This window comes from Neobacillus sp. D3-1R, assembly GCF_052180215.1.
Lineage (GTDB): Bacteria > Bacillota > Bacilli > Bacillales > Cytobacillaceae > Pseudoneobacillus.
On record NZ_CP197471.1, the window covers coordinates 3,345,847 to 3,361,837 of the forward strand.

General features: G+C 35.8%; 20 protein-coding genes. 5 read left to right on the forward strand and 15 right to left on the reverse strand.

From position 1 onward, the window contains the following. Positions 1–87 precede the first annotated feature (87 nt). Positions 88–384 carry a YtpI family protein gene (locus ACSBPO_RS17195; RefSeq protein WP_442595447.1) on the forward strand — a complete coding sequence of 99 codons (297 nt, stop codon included), beginning with the start codon at positions 88–90 and terminating at the stop codon, positions 382–384. Positions 385–428: 44 nt separating this feature from the next. Here ACSBPO_RS17195 and ACSBPO_RS17200 read toward each other — a convergent pair whose 3' ends face one another. From ACSBPO_RS17200 to ACSBPO_RS17210, 3 genes are all read right to left on the reverse strand, one after another. After that, complete coding sequence (locus ACSBPO_RS17200; protein WP_442595449.1) at positions 429–1,748, reverse strand: DRTGG domain-containing protein; 1,320 nt, start codon at positions 1,746–1,748, stop codon at positions 429–431. A gap of 103 nt (positions 1,749–1,851) precedes the next feature. Further along, positions 1,852–2,085: a hypothetical protein gene (locus ACSBPO_RS17205; protein ID WP_442595451.1), complete on the reverse strand. Its 234-nt coding sequence runs from the start codon at positions 2,083–2,085 to the stop codon at positions 1,852–1,854. Positions 2,086–2,197: 112 nt separating this feature from the next. After that, on the reverse strand, positions 2,198–2,878 hold the full coding sequence (locus ACSBPO_RS17210) for a metal-dependent hydrolase (protein WP_442595453.1): 681 nt from the start codon (positions 2,876–2,878) through the stop codon (positions 2,198–2,200). 172 nt (positions 2,879–3,050) lie between these two features. On the opposite strand from ACSBPO_RS17210, the gene ACSBPO_RS17215 reads away from it, so the two are divergent. Further along, entirely contained in the window at positions 3,051–4,145 is a 1,095-nt protein-coding gene (locus ACSBPO_RS17215; protein ID WP_442595455.1) for a M24 family metallopeptidase, read from the forward strand. A 47-nt stretch (positions 4,146–4,192) separates the two neighbouring features. On the opposite strand, the gene ald is transcribed toward ACSBPO_RS17215, so the two are convergent. After that, a complete protein-coding gene (ald, locus tag ACSBPO_RS17220; RefSeq protein WP_442595457.1) occupies positions 4,193–5,314 on the reverse strand; it encodes an alanine dehydrogenase in 1,122 nt (373 codons plus the stop codon). A 218-nt stretch (positions 5,315–5,532) separates the two neighbouring features. Here ald and ACSBPO_RS17225 point away from each other — a divergent pair, with 218 nt between their 5' ends. Continuing rightward, complete coding sequence (locus tag ACSBPO_RS17225; protein ID WP_442595459.1) at positions 5,533–6,867, forward strand: purine-cytosine permease family protein; 1,335 nt, start codon at positions 5,533–5,535, stop codon at positions 6,865–6,867. Positions 6,868–6,883: 16 nt separating this feature from the next. Here ACSBPO_RS17225 and ACSBPO_RS17230 read toward each other — a convergent pair whose 3' ends face one another. Continuing rightward, complete coding sequence (locus ACSBPO_RS17230; protein WP_442595461.1) at positions 6,884–7,033, reverse strand: hypothetical protein; 150 nt, start codon at positions 7,031–7,033, stop codon at positions 6,884–6,886. A gap of 121 nt (positions 7,034–7,154) precedes the next feature. Here ACSBPO_RS17230 and ACSBPO_RS17235 point away from each other — a divergent pair, with 121 nt between their 5' ends. Both ACSBPO_RS17235 and ACSBPO_RS17240 read left to right on the forward strand, forming a co-directional pair. Beyond that, a complete protein-coding gene (locus ACSBPO_RS17235; RefSeq protein WP_442595463.1) occupies positions 7,155–7,601 on the forward strand; it encodes a universal stress protein in 447 nt (148 codons plus the stop codon). A 167-nt stretch (positions 7,602–7,768) separates the two neighbouring features. After that, on the forward strand, positions 7,769–8,080 hold the full coding sequence (locus tag ACSBPO_RS17240) for a hypothetical protein (protein ID WP_442595465.1): 312 nt from the start codon (positions 7,769–7,771) through the stop codon (positions 8,078–8,080). A gap of 203 nt (positions 8,081–8,283) precedes the next feature. Here the strand turns inward: ACSBPO_RS17240 and ACSBPO_RS17245 are convergent, their stop codons facing one another. The 10 genes from ACSBPO_RS17245 to ACSBPO_RS17290 all read right to left on the reverse strand — a co-directional run bounded on the left by ACSBPO_RS17245 (position 8,284) and on the right by ACSBPO_RS17290 (position 15,981). Beyond that, a complete protein-coding gene (locus ACSBPO_RS17245) occupies positions 8,284–8,769 on the reverse strand; it encodes a GNAT family N-acetyltransferase (RefSeq protein WP_442595467.1) in 486 nt (161 codons plus the stop codon). Positions 8,770–8,895: 126 nt separating this feature from the next. Then, a complete protein-coding gene (locus ACSBPO_RS17250; RefSeq protein ID WP_442595469.1) occupies positions 8,896–9,306 on the reverse strand; it encodes a VWA-like domain-containing protein in 411 nt (136 codons plus the stop codon). 96 nt (positions 9,307–9,402) lie between these two features. After that, positions 9,403–9,915 carry a MogA/MoaB family molybdenum cofactor biosynthesis protein gene (locus tag ACSBPO_RS17255; RefSeq protein ID WP_442595471.1) on the reverse strand — a complete coding sequence of 171 codons (513 nt, stop codon included), beginning with the start codon at positions 9,913–9,915 and terminating at the stop codon, positions 9,403–9,405. Positions 9,916–9,932: 17 nt separating this feature from the next. Further along, a complete protein-coding gene (locus ACSBPO_RS17260) occupies positions 9,933–10,772 on the reverse strand; it encodes an EcsC family protein (RefSeq protein ID WP_442595473.1) in 840 nt (279 codons plus the stop codon). A gap of 130 nt (positions 10,773–10,902) precedes the next feature. Further along, on the reverse strand, positions 10,903–12,090 hold the full coding sequence (locus ACSBPO_RS17265; RefSeq protein ID WP_442595475.1) for an acetate kinase: 1,188 nt from the start codon (positions 12,088–12,090) through the stop codon (positions 10,903–10,905). Positions 12,091–12,323: 233 nt separating this feature from the next. Continuing rightward, positions 12,324–13,310: a class I SAM-dependent methyltransferase gene (locus tag ACSBPO_RS17270; RefSeq protein WP_442595477.1), complete on the reverse strand. Its 987-nt coding sequence runs from the start codon at positions 13,308–13,310 to the stop codon at positions 12,324–12,326. A 243-nt stretch (positions 13,311–13,553) separates the two neighbouring features. Then, entirely contained in the window at positions 13,554–14,054 is a 501-nt protein-coding gene (gene tpx / locus ACSBPO_RS17275; RefSeq protein ID WP_442595479.1) for a thiol peroxidase, read from the reverse strand. A gap of 129 nt (positions 14,055–14,183) precedes the next feature. Beyond that, positions 14,184–14,687 (reverse strand): GerW family sporulation protein, encoded by a 504-nt coding sequence (ytfJ, locus tag ACSBPO_RS17280; protein ID WP_442595481.1) that lies wholly within the window; start codon positions 14,685–14,687, stop codon positions 14,184–14,186. Between the two features lie 27 nt (positions 14,688–14,714). Next, the gene (locus ACSBPO_RS17285; protein WP_442595483.1) at positions 14,715–15,401 is read right to left on the reverse strand and encodes a DUF2953 domain-containing protein; all 687 of its coding nucleotides are present in this window, start codon (positions 15,399–15,401) and stop codon (positions 14,715–14,717) included. 88 nt (positions 15,402–15,489) lie between these two features. After that, the gene (locus ACSBPO_RS17290) at positions 15,490–15,981 is read right to left on the reverse strand and encodes an RDD family protein (RefSeq protein WP_442595485.1); all 492 of its coding nucleotides are present in this window, start codon (positions 15,979–15,981) and stop codon (positions 15,490–15,492) included. Between the last annotated feature and the right edge of the window lie 10 nt (positions 15,982–15,991).

Here is a 15,991-nt window from a genome sequence, read left to right on the forward strand (position 1 = left end):
AGAATCTAATTCTGGTGGTGGTAATTCCATCTAAATACCGTTAAAATAGACATGGTTATGTTTGAATCATACATGGAGGAATTGGATATGCCTATTTTAGTCATTTTTATTGTATTATCTCTAGTATTTTATCTTTTTTATAAAGTTAAATTTGTACGAAGCAACAAACCAGCTGAAAAAAAATGGATTTCTTCCAAATCTAGTATATCACTCGGTTTATTTATCGCACTATTTGGTATCAATCAACTATTTCTTTTTCAAACAACGGTTACCTATATAGTAGCAGCGGTCTTTATCATAATGGGTGGTTTAAGTATTTGGTCTGGCTGGAAGGCTTACAAATATTTTCTTCCATTAGCTATTGAGGAAGCTGAACACAACTAATCAAAGCGGAAAAGCTGTTTCAACTGAAACAGCTTTTTGTTTTGCTAACTGCGGTCAATTAGTTGACACATCATCATCGCTTTTCCAACAAGTACTCCCTCATTGAAAACCTCTACGTCGACTTTCCCAAACTTTCGACCGACCTCTAGTACCTTAGGAAAAATCTCCAACATACTATCAATTTGAACTGGTTTTATAAAGTAAATCGTCATATTTTCTACAACCAGGTCACCTTTTTTATACGTTCGTAATACACGATTGGCTGCTTCCGTCACAATAGTTGTAAATACGCCATACGATATGGTGCCAAGGTAGTTGGTCATTTGGGGGGTTACACTACATTTATAGGTTTCTTCCCCTTTTGTTTTACCACTAGATAAAGCGAGCTGACTAGTGACGATATCATCAATCGTCTCTCCAACTTGTGGCTGCCTTTGTACCATTTGTAATGCTTTAAGTACGTCCTGGCGACTGATAATTCCTTCTAATCGATTGGAATCATTCACCACAGGTAAAACTTCGATACCTTCCCAAACCATCATATGAGCAGCAGATGCCACACTTGTTTTACCGCTCACTGTCATAGGATTCTTCGTCATAATTTTATCAATATGTGTATCTGAGTCTTGTCCAAGAATATCCTTCGAAGTTAACATTCCTTGAATTTTACGATTATGATCGATAACAGGAAAACGACTATGGAAAGATTCGCGATTAAATTTATGCCATTTCGATACTGTGTCATCTACCTTTAAGCATATGGTTTCATCTACAGGGGTTAGTATATCTTCTACTAATACTATTTCTTTTTTTATAAGCTGATCATAGATAGCTCTATTAATCATCGTTGCAACTGTAAAGGTATCATAGCTGCTAGAAATAATCGGTAACTGTAGTTCATCCGCAAGCTTTTTCACATGATCCTCTGTATCAAAACCGCCTGTAATCAAAACGGCTGCTCCCGCTTTTAATGCATGCTCATGTGCTTTAGTGCGGTTACCGACAATAAGTAAATTTCCAGCACCCGTATACCGCATCATTGCATCAAGTTGCATAGCTCCTATAACAAATTTATTAAGCGTTTTATGTAAGCCTGCTCGGCCGCCTAATACTTGTCCATCGATAATATTGACAATTTCTGCATACGTTAATTTTTCGATATTCTCTTTTTTCTTACGTTCAATTCGAATTGTACCTACACGCTCAATGGTACTTACGTATCCTTTATTTTCCGCATCTTTGATAGCACGATACGCTGTTCCTTCACTAACGCTCATAGCTTTTGCAATCTGGCGAACAGATATTTTTTCTCCTACGGGAAGAGAATCAATATACTGTAATATTTGTTCATGCTTAGTTGCCATACGTTCACCTGCTTTTTTCCGTCCTAAAAAGGATTAGTTAATTTTATTATAAAGTGAACATATGGCCGAGTAAACATTACCTAGGAAAAATCAAGAAAATAACTTATCCAAGATAACGAGCTCTTTTTTGTTTTGGTTTCCCCACATTTAATTTTTGACCCTTAGGTGCATACAGTAATGCTGAAAGGTTTCCCGCAATCACTAATAAAGCAAGAATAAGCCAGCTTATGGCAAATATCCCTTCTAACCCTTGAGCAAAAATTGAAAACTTTGGAAGGGCAAAATATAACATAAATGCTGCTAATAATAAACATAACATATACCGATTTCTTTTCATTCAATATCCCTCCTTTTTTATAGCTTGTTTCATATGTATGCGAAAGACAGTCAAAAAATAATAAAAAATGAAGCTAATCTAATGGCAAATTCCCCTTAGATTAGCTTCATTTTTATAGTTCGAACGAATCTCCAGACTGCATGATTAGACCGGTATCATTCTGCAATAACTCAATAAACTTTTGTGGATCCTGTTTAATTGGAGGGAAGGTATTATAGTGAATCGGAACAACCTTTTTTGCATTCAATAAAGTTGCAGCATAAGCCGCATCTTCAGGTCCCATTGTATAATTATCACCAATAGGTAAAAATGCGACATCGATTGGATGGCGTTCTCCTATTAATTTCATATCCGAGAATAATCCAGTATCTCCTGCATGATAGATGGTCTTTCCTTCTGCCATGAATAAAATCCCTGCAGGCATTCCACAATAAATAATTTCTTTATTTTCTGTAACATATGAACTTCCATGGAATGCTTGAGTCAGCTTAACTTTTCCAAAATCAAATGAATAAGCTCCACCAATAGACATTCCATGTACATTTAACCCTTTCCAGCTTAATAGATTCGCAAGGTCCGCCATAGCAATGACTAATGAATGATTCCTTTTCGCTAATTCAACTGTATCGCCAACGTGATCATTATGCCCATGGGAAAGAATAATCACATCTGCTTTTACTTCGTCAGTTTTTAAATCGGTTAAGCTATTGCCTGTAATAAAGGGATCGATTAAAATCGTTTTTCCATTGGTCTCTATCATTACTACTGAATGACCATGATAAGATAATTTCACTTCTATTTCCTCCTCTTAGGGTTGTTATTGTCTAATTTCTACAACAATCCATCATATCCTTCCTAAAAAAATTTTATACTTCCTTGCGAAATGCTTAAAACGTTTTACATTTTATCTTTTCCTTGCTAATCTCGAAGTAGGATAGTTTTTATTTTACAAGGGGGATTTTAGGATGAATGAAAGAATTAAAAAGATTTCTAGCTGGATGAAGGATTCGAATATTCAGCTTTGCTTTATAACTAACCCTGATAATGTCTTTTATTTAAGCGGCTTTTTAAGTGAACCACATGAACGTTTACTAGGCGTAGCTATTTTTCAAGAGGAAGAACCTTTTTTAATTTGTCCCGCTATGGAAAAAGAAGATGCTAAAAGAGCTGGTTGGCCAGGTGAAATCATCGGCCATAGTGATATTGATCGCCCTTGGGAGCTTGTTCAAAAGGCAATTGCTAAAAGAAATGTATCTATCGAAAAAGTTGCTATCGAAAAAGAACATATGAATGTTGAACGGTATGAGGCGGTTTCAAACCTTTTCCCTAACGCTTCATTTGTCCCAGCAGAAGAGAAAATGCGTACCCTTCGCCTTGTAAAAGATGACCAGGAGATTAAAAAAATTCGTGAAGCTTGTGCCCTTGCTGATTATGCAGTTGAAATAGGGGTTCAAGAAATTAAAGAAGGTAAAACAGAGTTAGATGTATTAGCTGCCATTGAGTATGCTCTTAAGAAAAAAGGAGTAAATGAAATGTCATTTGCCACTATGGTATTAACCGGTGCAAATGCTGCTTCACCTCACGGAACTCCAGGATTAACAAAAATTAAAAAAGGTGATTTAGTGTTATTTGACCTTGGTGTTGTCGTGGATGGATATTGTTCGGATATCACACGTACAGTTGCTTATGGAGAAATTAACGAGAAACAGCGTGAAATCTATGAAACAGTTTTAAAAGGTCAATTAGCAGCATTAGAGGCTAGTAAACCTGGTATGACATGCGCTGAAGTAGATTTAGCTGCTAGAAATATTATAAGAGAAGCAGGCTACGGAGACTTTTTCCCACACCGTTTAGGTCATGGTTTAGGAATTAGTGTTCATGAATTCCCTTCTTTAACAGAAACCAACTCTCTTAAATTGGAAGAAGGAATGGTGTATACCATCGAGCCTGGAATCTATGTACCAAATGTAGCCGGAGTTCGAATTGAAGACGATGTTTTTGTAACCAAAGAAGGCGTTGAAATATTAACTAAGTTCCCTAAAGAATTGGTAACGATTTAAAAGGCAAAAAAAATCCGAGAGACCATTGGCTCTCGGATTTTTTTCTACTATTGAAGATATAATAACTCTCTTGCACTCTTATACTCAAGATTTTGGTCTTTCGCTACTGCTTCGTAAGTTACAAATCCATCAAGAGTATTAATTCCTTTAAGGATCGCTTCATTGTCAAGTGAAGCTTGTTTGTAGCCTTTATTAGCAATTTGAACCGCATATGGAACAGTCACATTTGTTAATGCGATTGTTGATGTACGCGGAACTGCACCAGGCATATTTGCAACTGCATAGTGAACAACACCATGTTTTGTGTATGTAGGATTATCATGGGTTGTAATACGATCAGTTGTTTCAAAAATTCCACCTTGGTCAATGGCAATATCCACTACAACTGAACCAGGTTTCATTGACTTGATCATTTCTTCCGTGACAAGTTTTGGAGCTTTTGCACCTGGAATTAATACTGCACCGATAACTAAGTCTGATTCTTTTACAGCTTCAGCTATATTGTATGGGTTAGACATTAATGTAGTCACATCAGCACCAAATAGGTCATCTAACTGACGAAGGCGATCTGGGTTTAAATCTAACATAGTAACCTTAGCACCTAAACCAATTGCCATTTTCGCTGCATTAGTCCCAGCTACTCCACCACCAATGATGGTTACAGTACCACGCTGAACTCCTGGAACGCCAGATAATAGGATACCTTGTCCACCGTGAACTTTTTCTAAAAATTGGGCACCAATTTGTGCTGACATTCTACCAGCAACTTCGCTCATTGGTGTTAATAACGGTAATGCCCCATTTGCTGTTTGAACCGTTTCATAAGCAATACCGACAACTTTATTGTCTACCAATGCTTTTGTTAATTCTGGTTCTGGAGCTAGATGTAAGTATGTAAATAGAATTAAACCTTCGCGGAAATATGTATATTCACTTGGAAGAGGCTCTTTTACCTTCATAACCATTTCCATAGACCAAGCTTCTGAAGCAGTATCTACAATTTTCCCACCTGCATTGAAATAATCTTCATCAGTAAAACCTGAACCTAACCCTGCGCCTGTTTCAATATAAACCTCATGACCAAACTTTGTAAGGTTTACAACACCAGCTGGTGTCATAGCTACACGGTTTTCATTATTTTTAATTTCTTTAGGTACCCCAATACGCATGATGTATACCTCCCAAATATCTTATTAGATTGTAAGATTTTAACTAAACCGATAATAATATACCACCTTTAATGGGAAAGAAGAAAGAAATATTTTCTAAAACCCAGTGAAAGCACTTACATTTTATCAAACTTCCTATTAAAAAAATAGTAAAAAAATAATATTTACTATAATATGATATAGAAATATTAGTAAAATGTGACGTGAAAGGATCCCCTATGAGTCAACAAGCAAAAATTCTACCCGTTAATGTTGAGAAGTTTGGATTAGAACCACTCCCCACTCATCTTAAAAACTCTACTTGGTTTGATTTTTTTATTTTACAAGTAGCCTTTTCTGTAAACTCAGGTAATTTCATTGTACCTGCATTAGCTGTACTAAATGGGAAATTACCACTAATCCCTGCTATATTATCAACCGTTTTAGGTTCTGCCATTGCTTTTTTATTTGTTTCGTTTTTAACTTTACCTGGTTCAAAATATGGGTTACCTTCCCAATATGCCATCCGAAGCATTATCGGAAGCAATCTATCTAGATATGTCGCTTCGCCAATTAGAACGATTACTTCTCTATACTGGTTTGCTGTCCAAACCATTGGGGGTTCTCTTGTTTTTATCAAACTTTTTAATGCACTATTTGGGGTGGCACTTCCTTTTTTAATGATTTCCATTCTTTTTGCTATGCTAATGGGAATATTGGCTTTGGTAGGATTTGAAGCAGTGAAAAAAGCGATTCGTTCCTTTTTACCATTTTTAATTGTTGGCCAATGTGTCTTAATCTACTTACTTATTAAAGATTTCGATTGGTCGACCTCTATCTTTTTAGGCGGTGAAATGCGTACCTGGTCGCTCTCGCAGTTTTTATTTTTTGCTAGCCTCGCATTTGTCCAATACGTATCTGGAGTGAGCGCATCATCAGATATGGCAAGGTTTGCACGTTCAGAAAAGGCTGGATTTTGGGGATTATACAGTGGGAATTTAGTTGGGTTTATTATTACCGCTACATTAGGTTCATTTTCGGCCATTTTGTTTCAAGATTGGAACCCATTTATATCTATTGTTTATTTATCCCAATCTAAACTTATCATATTTTTAATCTTATTATGTTCCATGTCATCTATGATTTCCATTAACTTAAGTAATGCCTATACAGGTGGATTTAGTTTATTAAACACCTTCCAATCCTTAGGTAGAATTAAATCGGCTACTATTTTTAGTATAGTTGCTCTAGCAATCAGCTGCTTTCCCATATTTGTTGAACATGCTCAAAAATACATATCCTTGCTCGGTGTGTTAATCATTCCTATCTCGGCCACAATTGTAGCAGATTATTTATTTATTAAAAAAGGATTGATGAACGAGAAAGATTTAAAGAAACTTTATAGCCAACATTGGAATGTGCCAGCTATTCTATCTATCCTTATAGGAGTCGTAAGTTATCTTTCTTTTCCCAGAGAATGGTCACCAAGCTTCCTTTCTTTTCTATTAACTGTAATAGTATATATCTTTTCATATCAATTTAAGTACAAGAAAGATAATCAGGCTGATAGTTAATATCAGCCTGTTTTGTTTATAATTCCGTTTTCCCTTCCGTTTGAACATCAGCTTCCTGTTCAATTACTCCACTATTATAAGAGTTCATGATTTGCTCCGAAACTTGATTCGCACCATCTTCGTCATAGAAAAAAGTATTACGTTCCCTTGGATCCTTCTTTTGCATCTTTCTTCACCCTTTCCAATTCTTCATCTATTTTATTTTTCAAAATTTATCTACAGATTATGCTTTCCAATATTTTGTATAATGGAATTGTAGAAATAATCAAAAAGGGGGATGGAGAATAATGGGATTAACGTACAAAAATATTCTAGTAGCAGTGGATGGATCAAAAGAAGCTGAGTGGGCTTTTAAGAAATCGATTGAAATTGCCAAAAGAAATCAAGCTAAACTTTTATTGGCACATATTATCGACACAAGGACCTTTGCAACCGTTGAAACATATGACAGAACGATTGCAGAGAGAGCCAATCAGTTTGCTGAGGAGCTTATGAACAGATATATCGCACTCGCTCATTCTGCAGGAATAACAGATGTTAAGTATGAAATCGATTATGGGTCCCCAAAGATAAAGATACCTAAAGAAGTGGCAAAGCAATTTAAAGCAGACTTAATTATTTGTGGTGCTACAGGCTTAAATATGGTGGAACGTTTATTTATCGGCAGTGTTTCAGAAAATATTACACGACACGCACCATGTGATGTATTAGTCGTTCGAACTGAAAAAGATTAATTCCTATTCCTATAAAATTCATATAGATTTTAAATTTTATACAGATCAATAGAGATTAGGCTCATCATTTAAAGTTTGGGGATTCCCAAGCTTTTTTGTTTATTTTTATCAGTTCCCCATGAGATTGTAGTAAAATAGAAACAGCACCTATTGGAGGTAAATAGATAATGAATTTTTTTCGTTTGGATACTAGGTTAGGAATTCTAGTCCCTCATTTGGTGAATGAATGGGAACACTATGATCAGGAAAAAAGAGAAAATATTCTCTTTCAGTGGGAGAAAATTAGAGGAGCCATTCCTGATAGGATTGCTGATTTAGAACAAGAAATTAATGAAAAACAAAATGCGCTTTCGGATGAAAGTAATTTTTTAAAATCATGTCAATTAAACAGTGAAATTTCAGAATTAGCTTCCATCATAAATGATCTATGGCTTTGGTACCGTACTCATCAAGATATTACACACAAGGCCCACTTGTAAAACAAAAAGCGGAAGCGCCTCGAACAGCCCCGACAAGCAAATGTTCTGTAGTGTAAGAAGTCTGCACTTTGACTTCTTACACTACAGGTTATTTGACCTCGAGGGGCTATGCGCTGGAGCTGGATTACTAAAAACTTCGTCTAAAGTTATCCTCATTAACAAGAAACAAAGAGCATCTTAATTGGATGCTCTTTTGTTCAGGATTAGAGAACCATTTCCCAAATCTCACCTACTAACTCATGTCCAAAACTATGATGTTTTTCTTCTTCTATTAATTTGAATCCTGTTTTTTCATATATGTGTCGAGCTTCTTTTAAAACACTATTGGTCCATAACTTTATTTTTTCATAGCCCGCCTTTTTTGAATAATCAATACATTCTTCCACAAGTCTTGTACCCAATCCTAACCCGCGGGCTTTCGGGTCAACTAAAAGCAGCCGTAACTTAGCAACTTTTTCACTTTCCTCTACAATAAAAACGGAGCCAACTACCTCACCATCCATTTCAGCTATCCAGCATCGTTCTTTTTCAGGATTATAATGCGTTAAATAGTCGGAAACGATTTGCGCCACAAGTGCCTCAAATTGTTCATTCCAGCCATATTCTTTGTCATATAAAGTACCATGTTTAAAAACAACCAGTCCCATATCACCAGGTTTTGGCTGACGCAGCTGGTAAGTATCGTTCATTTTATCCCCTCCAAAATAATGATTTTGTCTATATATAGATATCAATCCATTTTTGTATTATGTATCAACTATATAAATAGTTAAAACAGAGAATAAATCCCCCACTTGTCGTGAGGGATTTTTTGATTAGGCTACTTTTATCGCTTTGCCAAATGGAACTCTTGGTAGGAAATCATCTGGAACTAACCAAAACATTTCATAATCCACCGTTTCCATTTCTTCAGAAATAAAGCCGGTTACATCAGTAATATAAAATAGCGTATCGATATTCTCTTCTTTTGCCCACTCAAGTACTAACGTATATGAAGATTTCCCATGTGTATAATATTTAATGGTGTCACTTTTTACAGGTGAGATATCTCTAATTTTGAAATCTGCTTGGACTAAAAGCGTATCCGGTTTTAGTTGTTCAAACAGTTTTACTATGTTATTAATAAGAATCGTTGGGACTTCACTACTGCTAGTGTCAACAGCTAAAGCAACCTTTTTTCCTTGACGTTGTTGTAGCATAGAAAGAAGTGTTTTATGCCATCTCATACGACCAACTCCTTTAATTAAATGAGCAAGCCATATTATTTTGAGTATTAATCAAATCGTTTATGTTTGGTTAATAGCGGCAAAAACATTCCAGCTTTATAAGTCTTTCCTTAATTCCTTTACAACGTGTCCAAGCTCAGGAAGGATCAATTTATTCATGGCCAATTTAACGGCTCCTTGTGAACCTGGAGTTGAAAAGACAGCTTTATTTTGGATAACCCCCGCAACAGCTCTAGAAAGAATTGCAGCTGACCCTATATCTTCTTGGTAACTTAAAAACCTAAATAATTCTCCGAAACCACTAATTTCTTTATCAAACAATGGTTTTACCGTCTCAATGGTAACATCTCTTTTAGCGATACCTGTTCCGCCATTTATTAAAATAACATCAATATCAGAATTCTGACAGCCCGCTAAGACAGCTTCCTTAATGGGTTCCGCCTCGTCTTTTACGATGGTATAGTCGACTACTATATGCCCAGAAGTCTCTAATAGCTCCTTCATTAAGTGTCCGCTTTTATCCGTATCCATATTCCTGGTATCACTCACTGTAATTATTTTACAATTGATAGATGATATAGCTGTTTTTTTATGATCTTGTAAACTCATTCTCATTCTCCATTTATTTAAAATTGGCTGTCTTCTTTTTCTAACAAATATCGCATTTGATAATAGTGCTGTGCAAAGTCTGTCACTTTTCTTGTTAAGTAATAATTCGACCCTGCTCCTATCGCCATACTAACAAGTGGAATGCCTTGGAGATATTTTTTTCTGAAAGCTAAAATTGCCAAAGCCTTTAAAAGTTGTTTAAGGGGCTGCTCCATCCATGATACATCCGTTAATTTTTCATTTCCTTCAAAAAAATAATCATGGGCATCATGTAATTCTCTTTTCAGTTCCTGCCAACCAGACATTTGCAAACGCGGAGGTAATGTCGCAAAATGGAAAACTTTTAACGATGTCATCATTTCAAATGGCGTATTTACCTCAAACCCTGTGGACATCGCAATTAATTGAACAGCCCGAAGATTGATAACAGCCATAGCAGGAAGGTCAGCACCTAAAAGAATGGTCCCTCCTGTGCCTGAAAGTCCTCCTTGAGCAAATGAATAAAACCGATGTCTTGATACCTGTTGCTGAACAATATAGTTGATCTGATCAATTTCAAGTGTTCTTAAATCCGAAATGCTTTCTATTTGGGAATTAAACATTCTACCCGCAGTTAAAATTCTGTCTTTTGCATCCATTTGGAATTGAGTTCCTTGAATGAGGGCATGTAAGTGAAATAACCAATCATCCAACAAAGAAAAAAAACCAGCTTGTATTTCATTTGGCAGTAAAGAAAAGGCTTTTTCTATGTATTTCTCATATGTTAATTCGAAGTCATTGGGCTGGTAGCTTAATAATTTATTTTCCCATTCGATCAGTTTATTATTTTCCTTTTGATCCCGTTCATTCCAAGCCATGAATTGACCACCTTCCTAGGGTTTCATTTTCCTCCTAGTATAGCATAATATTCCAACTTATTTTAATGCAGAAAGCTTTTAATAAAAGCAGAAAAGGCAAAGGTCTGATAAACCTTTGCCTTTTGAAAAATTAAAGTGATAATCGGACAACATCACGAGCAATCATGACTTCTTCATTTGTAGGAATCACAATTACTTTTACTGGTGAATGAGGATAATTAATAAATCTCTCTTTACCACGAACCTTATTAAGAGCAGGGTCCCAATAAACACCCATAAATTCTAATCCTTTTAAGACTCTAGCACGGATAACATCACTATTTTCACCAATTCCTGCAGTGAAAATAATGGCATCTACCCCAAACATTCTTGCAGCATAAGATCCGATATACTTATGAATACGGTTTGCAAATACCTCAAGGGCTAATTCTGCGCGCGGATTCCCTTCAGAAGCTAGTACTTCAATATCTCGTAAATCACTAGATAAGCCAGATACACCTAGCATTCCACTCTTTTTATTTAAAACATCTAATACTTCATCAGCTGATAATCCCGTTTTCTCCATAATATATGGAATTAAAGCTGGGTCAATATTACCGGAACGAGTTCCCATTGTTACCCCGGCTAATGGAGTGAAGCCCATTGAGGTATCAATGGATTTACCACCCTCGATAGCTGCAATACTAGCTCCATTACCTAAATGACATGAAATCAGTCTTATTTGTTCTAGTGGTCTTCCTAAAAGATCAGCCGCACGTTGTGAAACATACTTATGTGATGTACCATGGAAGCCGTATTTACGAATACCATATTTTTCATAATATTCATAAGGTAAGCTATATAGGAAAGAGCTCTCTGGCATCGTTTGATGAAAGGCTGTGTCAAATACTGCAATGGCTGGTACAGATGGAAGTACATTTTGAAAAGCTTTAATTCCCGTAATATTCGCTGGGTTATGAAGTGGAGCTAACTCAGATAGATTTTCAATTTGAGCTAAAACTTCATCATTAATCAATACGGAATCTGTAAAAAGTTCTCCCCCATGCACGACACGGTGTCCAATCCCTTCAATTTCATCTAAAGATTGAATGATACCTAGATTTGTTAGTTTATCTAATAACATTTTAACGGCTATTTCATGATCAGGAATATCTAATGTTTCTTTTTGTTTTTCACCATGTACAGTAATTGTAAAAATGGAATCTGGTAAACCAATACGTTCGACAATTCCATTCGTAATGACTTCTTCACTCGGCATTTCAAATAACTGGAATTTCAAAGAAGAACTACCAGCATTGATTGCTATTACTTTTGCCATAAGACTTTCTCTCCTTTATGTTTACACTAAATCAAAGACCATACTTCTTTATATTCTTTCCTTTTTCTAACTCACAATTCAACATTAAAACACTGTCTTAGCAACAATTCAATCCATACCTCTCTGTAATAACGCTTACATGAAAATGTAATTATTTTCTGATACTCTGTATCTTATGAATAGTTTAATAATAACAAAACAGACCTTCCACCGAAGGTCTGTTTTGTTACAATTTATTGTTTATTTTCATTAATCCAAGTTTCAATTTGGATTAAAATTTTATCCATTGCTTGGATACTAGATAGACTTGGCAAATTAACTAACAATGCTTCCTTTGGAGGTTGAATATTTTCTCCTTTTTTCTGGAGAATTAAAATACTCTTAGCAGCATTTTTGTTTTGAAACATATTTAATGGTAATTGCAATAATCCTTGAATAATGACTTTCTCTTTAAAAAACTCTCTTAATTTAGGTGCTTCATCACTTTCAAATAACCCGTTCGGTACGACAAAGAATAAGTAGCCCCCAGGCTTTATATGCTTCACACTTTGTTCCATTAAAAGATGATGTGCATAAGAGTGACCATTTTCTGCTCTTAATTCATAATCCATAGCACGAACATCATTTGGGTAATAGCCAACCGGTAAATCACTAATCACTACATCAACTGGATCAACAAACAATGGTTCTAAGCTGTCTTGGTTATAAAACTCAACAGGATGCTTTTGTAAATTTGCATTAATATAAGATAATTTTATTAATAAATCATCTACATCAATCCCAATGGAATCGATTTCTTTGTTTAATTGATTGTTTAAAACGGCTGTTAAAAGATTTCCCGTCCCAACAGCTGGATCCATCATTCGGAAAGCTGAATTTGTCATAAATTTTTGTACCAGAAATCCAATTAAAATGCCAACAGAGTCCGGAGTCATTTGATGATTAGGTTGGGCACTTTCCTTCATCCCTTTTAAAATAACGAGTTGGAATGCTTTTCTTATTTCTTCATTTGTAAAACCTTCTACATTTAATTCATTATATTTTTTTTCGAGTTTTTTACTCGCAAATTCGCTTACATCTTCTTGAAGAATCGTGCCTTCAAAGAGATTTTCCCCTGTCTCAGCCAGTGCTTCTAAATAGGTAATAGATAGTTCTTCTTGCAGGATTAAAGCTGTTTCGTTTAAAAGTGTAAATAATGTTTCTACTGGAGAAATTTTCAAAACTTCGTCCTCCCTGTCTCACGTCTCTATCTCATTTTAGCCCATGTTCCTATTTTTTAAAATAGCAAAGGGCCCCGGCTAACCGAGGCCCAGCTTATCTTTTTCACTTCGAGAATTGTCTAGCTGCAGCGCCTAGCCCCTCGAGGTCAAATAACCTCTAGCGTAAGAAGTCAAAGTTCAAACTTCTTACGCTAGAGAACATTTGCTTGTCGGGGCTAACCAAGGCGCTTCCGCTTTTCTATTTTACTTCGCTTGTTTAGCAGCTTCAATAGCAGCTTCGTAATTTGGGTGATCTGTTGCTTCAGGTACATATTCTACATATGTAACTGTATCAGTAGAATCCACAACAAATACAGCACGTGTTAATAAACGAAGTTCTTTGATTGCAACGCCGTAGGCTTCCCCAAAAGATAGTTCACGGTGGTCTGATAGAGTTTGTACGTTTTCAATTCCAGCCGCTCCGCACCAACGCTTTTGAGCAAATGGTAAATCAACGCTCACAGTTAAAACTTTTACATTATCAAGTTGAGAAGCAGCTTCATTAAATCTACGAACCTCTGCATCACAAACTCCAGTGTCAATAGAAGGAACGGAAGCGATTAAACGAACTTGTCCTTTTGTGCTCTCAAGAGTTACTTCTGATAAATCATTCGCTAATACTTTAAAGTTCGGTGCTTTGTCCCCTACTTTTACTTCTGTAGCAGGTAAAGTAATTGGGTTCCCCTTAAATGTTACATTTGCCATTTATTTCATCCTCCTAGTTCGTATGTACAATCTAAATCATAACTTTTCAATCTATAATTTGCAAAAATATGAACTTATTTTCCAACAAAAAAGTTAACCTCCCATTTCCGGTTGGTTAACCTTTTACCATTAGATATCTAAATCTTGTTTAGGACCATCATAGGATTGCTTTCCCTGATTTCCATTTTGTTGATTATTTTGTTGTTCACTATTCTTTTTAGCAAACATTTGCTGAACCTTTTCAACGGCTTGTGGAGCTAAATCTAATATTTTTTCTAATAAATGAGTGCTTTCGTCAAGATGAAGCATTTTAACACCGTGTGAATTTACAATTAAGAAAGCGATTGGGGTTATCGATACTCCTCCACCGCTACCTCCACCAAAAGGATGTTGCTTTTGGCCCTGTCCTTGACCTTGACCCTGGCCTTGTCCTTGTCCGTGTGAGGAGCCTCCACCATCTAGAACAAATTCACTTCCACCTGCAGCAAATCCGAACCCAACCTTTGAAACAGTAAGGATGACACTTCCATCTGGAGTTTCAACTGGATCACCAATGATGGTATTTACATCAATCATTTCTTTTAAACTTTCCATTGCTGTTGTCATTAATCCTTGGATTGGATGGTCAGACATATTAGCTTCCTCCTCAATTAAACAGATTTAAGCATGTTCTTTTGATAAAACTGATTGCTGCTTGGTTTCAAAATGAGGGCGTCCGCCTTTCCAAAATTTAATCAGTTTTATTCCTGCTAACATAGCTTGCCCGATTCGAAATTGAAACATACATCTAAACCTAGTTTGATTAACAGTTTGCTGGAAATAAGGTGTAACGGTCATTCTAGGCATATCTTTAAGTTTCATATAGTGACTGATTAAACCAACGATGCTTCCTTTAAGAGCCCAAATTGCACCGGTAAGCACACCCGTATACATTGCATCACCTACACCAATAACCGAATGCCATTCTACCTTTTTCACTTTCACTTTTGTTAAAAAATGTTTAACAATAGAATGCAATCCAACTACATGTTCAAGTAATCGTTTGGCATTTCGAAGACTCCTCTGAATATCATTTTCCGTCACTTGCTTAACCTCTTCTTTAGATGTTTTTTCATTCTTACCTTTTTTGGTTTTATCTTCATAAATAATGGAAGGGGAATTGTCATCTATTTTTATGAGTGGTATGTCTTTTTTATATTTTATAAGTCCGAACCAAATTTTAAATTCTAGTTTTAAATGGTCATTATCATTCCCATGATAAAAATCTAAAATAATGGTTAATTTAGTCCAAATAATGGTAATAATGATGATCAAAAGGATTATAAGAGCTATAATTAGCCATTTCATTTGATTCACACCCTTTCAGCCTTATTTTCTACTGAAAGAAAAAAAATAAACCTATTAACATGTGTTAATAGGTTAAAATACTGCTCGTTTAAGATTCATGAACCACACTTGTGTCAGAAAAAAGGTCGTGTAGTCCTTGCTTTTTGGGAAGAAACGCTGTGACAATATATCCGATGACAATAGTTGCTGAAATAAAACGTCCAATCCATTCTCGGAAAAGGACCGTACTCCACGTTAATTTTGAATCATGAAGGGAAATGACTTTTAGGCCGAATACCATTTTCCCTAATGTTTGCCCAAAGAACCTTGTCATTAGGACGAAGTATGTGTAAAAGATAATCGCTGTTGTGATAGAAATCGGCGCAAACAGATTTGATTCTGATAAAGGAATATCAAGAAAACGAAAAATCGGATTGACAATAATTCGGTCGATACTCCCAATGACAATTAGATCGAGTAAATAAGCCCAAAATCTCATCCAGAATCCTGCAAAACGTAATGGACGAACTACCTCTGTTTCTAAGTACGAATCCTCCTGGGAGGCAACTGATGGCTGATCTACAGTTTGATTGTTTTCCATTGTTGGTCCT

Excerpts from the sequence above, each read along its gene's own strand:
- ACSBPO_RS17200 (WP_442595449.1), bottom strand. The coding sequence starts at position 1,748 with ATGGCAACTAAGCATGAACAAATATTACAGTATATTGATTCTCTTCCC.
- ACSBPO_RS17245 (WP_442595467.1), bottom strand. The coding sequence starts at position 8,769 with ATGAACGATACTTACCAGCTGCGTCAGCCAAAACCTGGTGATATGGGA.
- ACSBPO_RS17225 (WP_442595459.1), top strand. The coding sequence starts at position 5,533 with ATGAGTCAACAAGCAAAAATTCTACCCGTTAATGTTGAGAAGTTTGGA.
- ACSBPO_RS17215 (WP_442595455.1), top strand. The coding sequence starts at position 3,051 with ATGAATGAAAGAATTAAAAAGATTTCTAGCTGGATGAAGGATTCGAAT.
- ACSBPO_RS17290 (WP_442595485.1), bottom strand. The coding sequence starts at position 15,981 with ATGGAAAACAATCAAACTGTAGATCAGCCATCAGTTGCCTCCCAGGAG.
- ytfJ (WP_442595481.1), bottom strand. The coding sequence starts at position 14,687 with ATGTCTGACCATCCAATCCAAGGATTAATGACAACAGCAATGGAAAGT.
- ald (WP_442595457.1), bottom strand. The coding sequence starts at position 5,314 with ATGCGTATTGGGGTACCTAAAGAAATTAAAAATAATGAAAACCGTGTA.
- tpx (WP_442595479.1), bottom strand. The coding sequence starts at position 14,054 with ATGGCAAATGTAACATTTAAGGGGAACCCAATTACTTTACCTGCTACA.
- ACSBPO_RS17255 (WP_442595471.1), bottom strand. The coding sequence starts at position 9,915 with ATGAGTTTACAAGATCATAAAAAAACAGCTATATCATCTATCAATTGT.
- ACSBPO_RS17260 (WP_442595473.1), bottom strand. The coding sequence starts at position 10,772 with ATGGCTTGGAATGAACGGGATCAAAAGGAAAATAATAAACTGATCGAA.
- ACSBPO_RS17230 (WP_442595461.1), bottom strand. The coding sequence starts at position 7,033 with ATGCAAAAGAAGGATCCAAGGGAACGTAATACTTTTTTCTATGACGAA.
- ACSBPO_RS17205 (WP_442595451.1), bottom strand. The coding sequence starts at position 2,085 with ATGAAAAGAAATCGGTATATGTTATGTTTATTATTAGCAGCATTTATG.
- ACSBPO_RS17285 (WP_442595483.1), bottom strand. The coding sequence starts at position 15,401 with ATGAAATGGCTAATTATAGCTCTTATAATCCTTTTGATCATCATTATT.
- ACSBPO_RS17235 (WP_442595463.1), top strand. The coding sequence starts at position 7,155 with ATGGGATTAACGTACAAAAATATTCTAGTAGCAGTGGATGGATCAAAA.
- ACSBPO_RS17265 (WP_442595475.1), bottom strand. The coding sequence starts at position 12,090 with ATGGCAAAAGTAATAGCAATCAATGCTGGTAGTTCTTCTTTGAAATTC.
- ACSBPO_RS17240 (WP_442595465.1), top strand. The coding sequence starts at position 7,769 with ATGAATTTTTTTCGTTTGGATACTAGGTTAGGAATTCTAGTCCCTCAT.
- ACSBPO_RS17195 (WP_442595447.1), top strand. The coding sequence starts at position 88 with ATGCCTATTTTAGTCATTTTTATTGTATTATCTCTAGTATTTTATCTT.
- ACSBPO_RS17250 (WP_442595469.1), bottom strand. The coding sequence starts at position 9,306 with ATGAGATGGCATAAAACACTTCTTTCTATGCTACAACAACGTCAAGGA.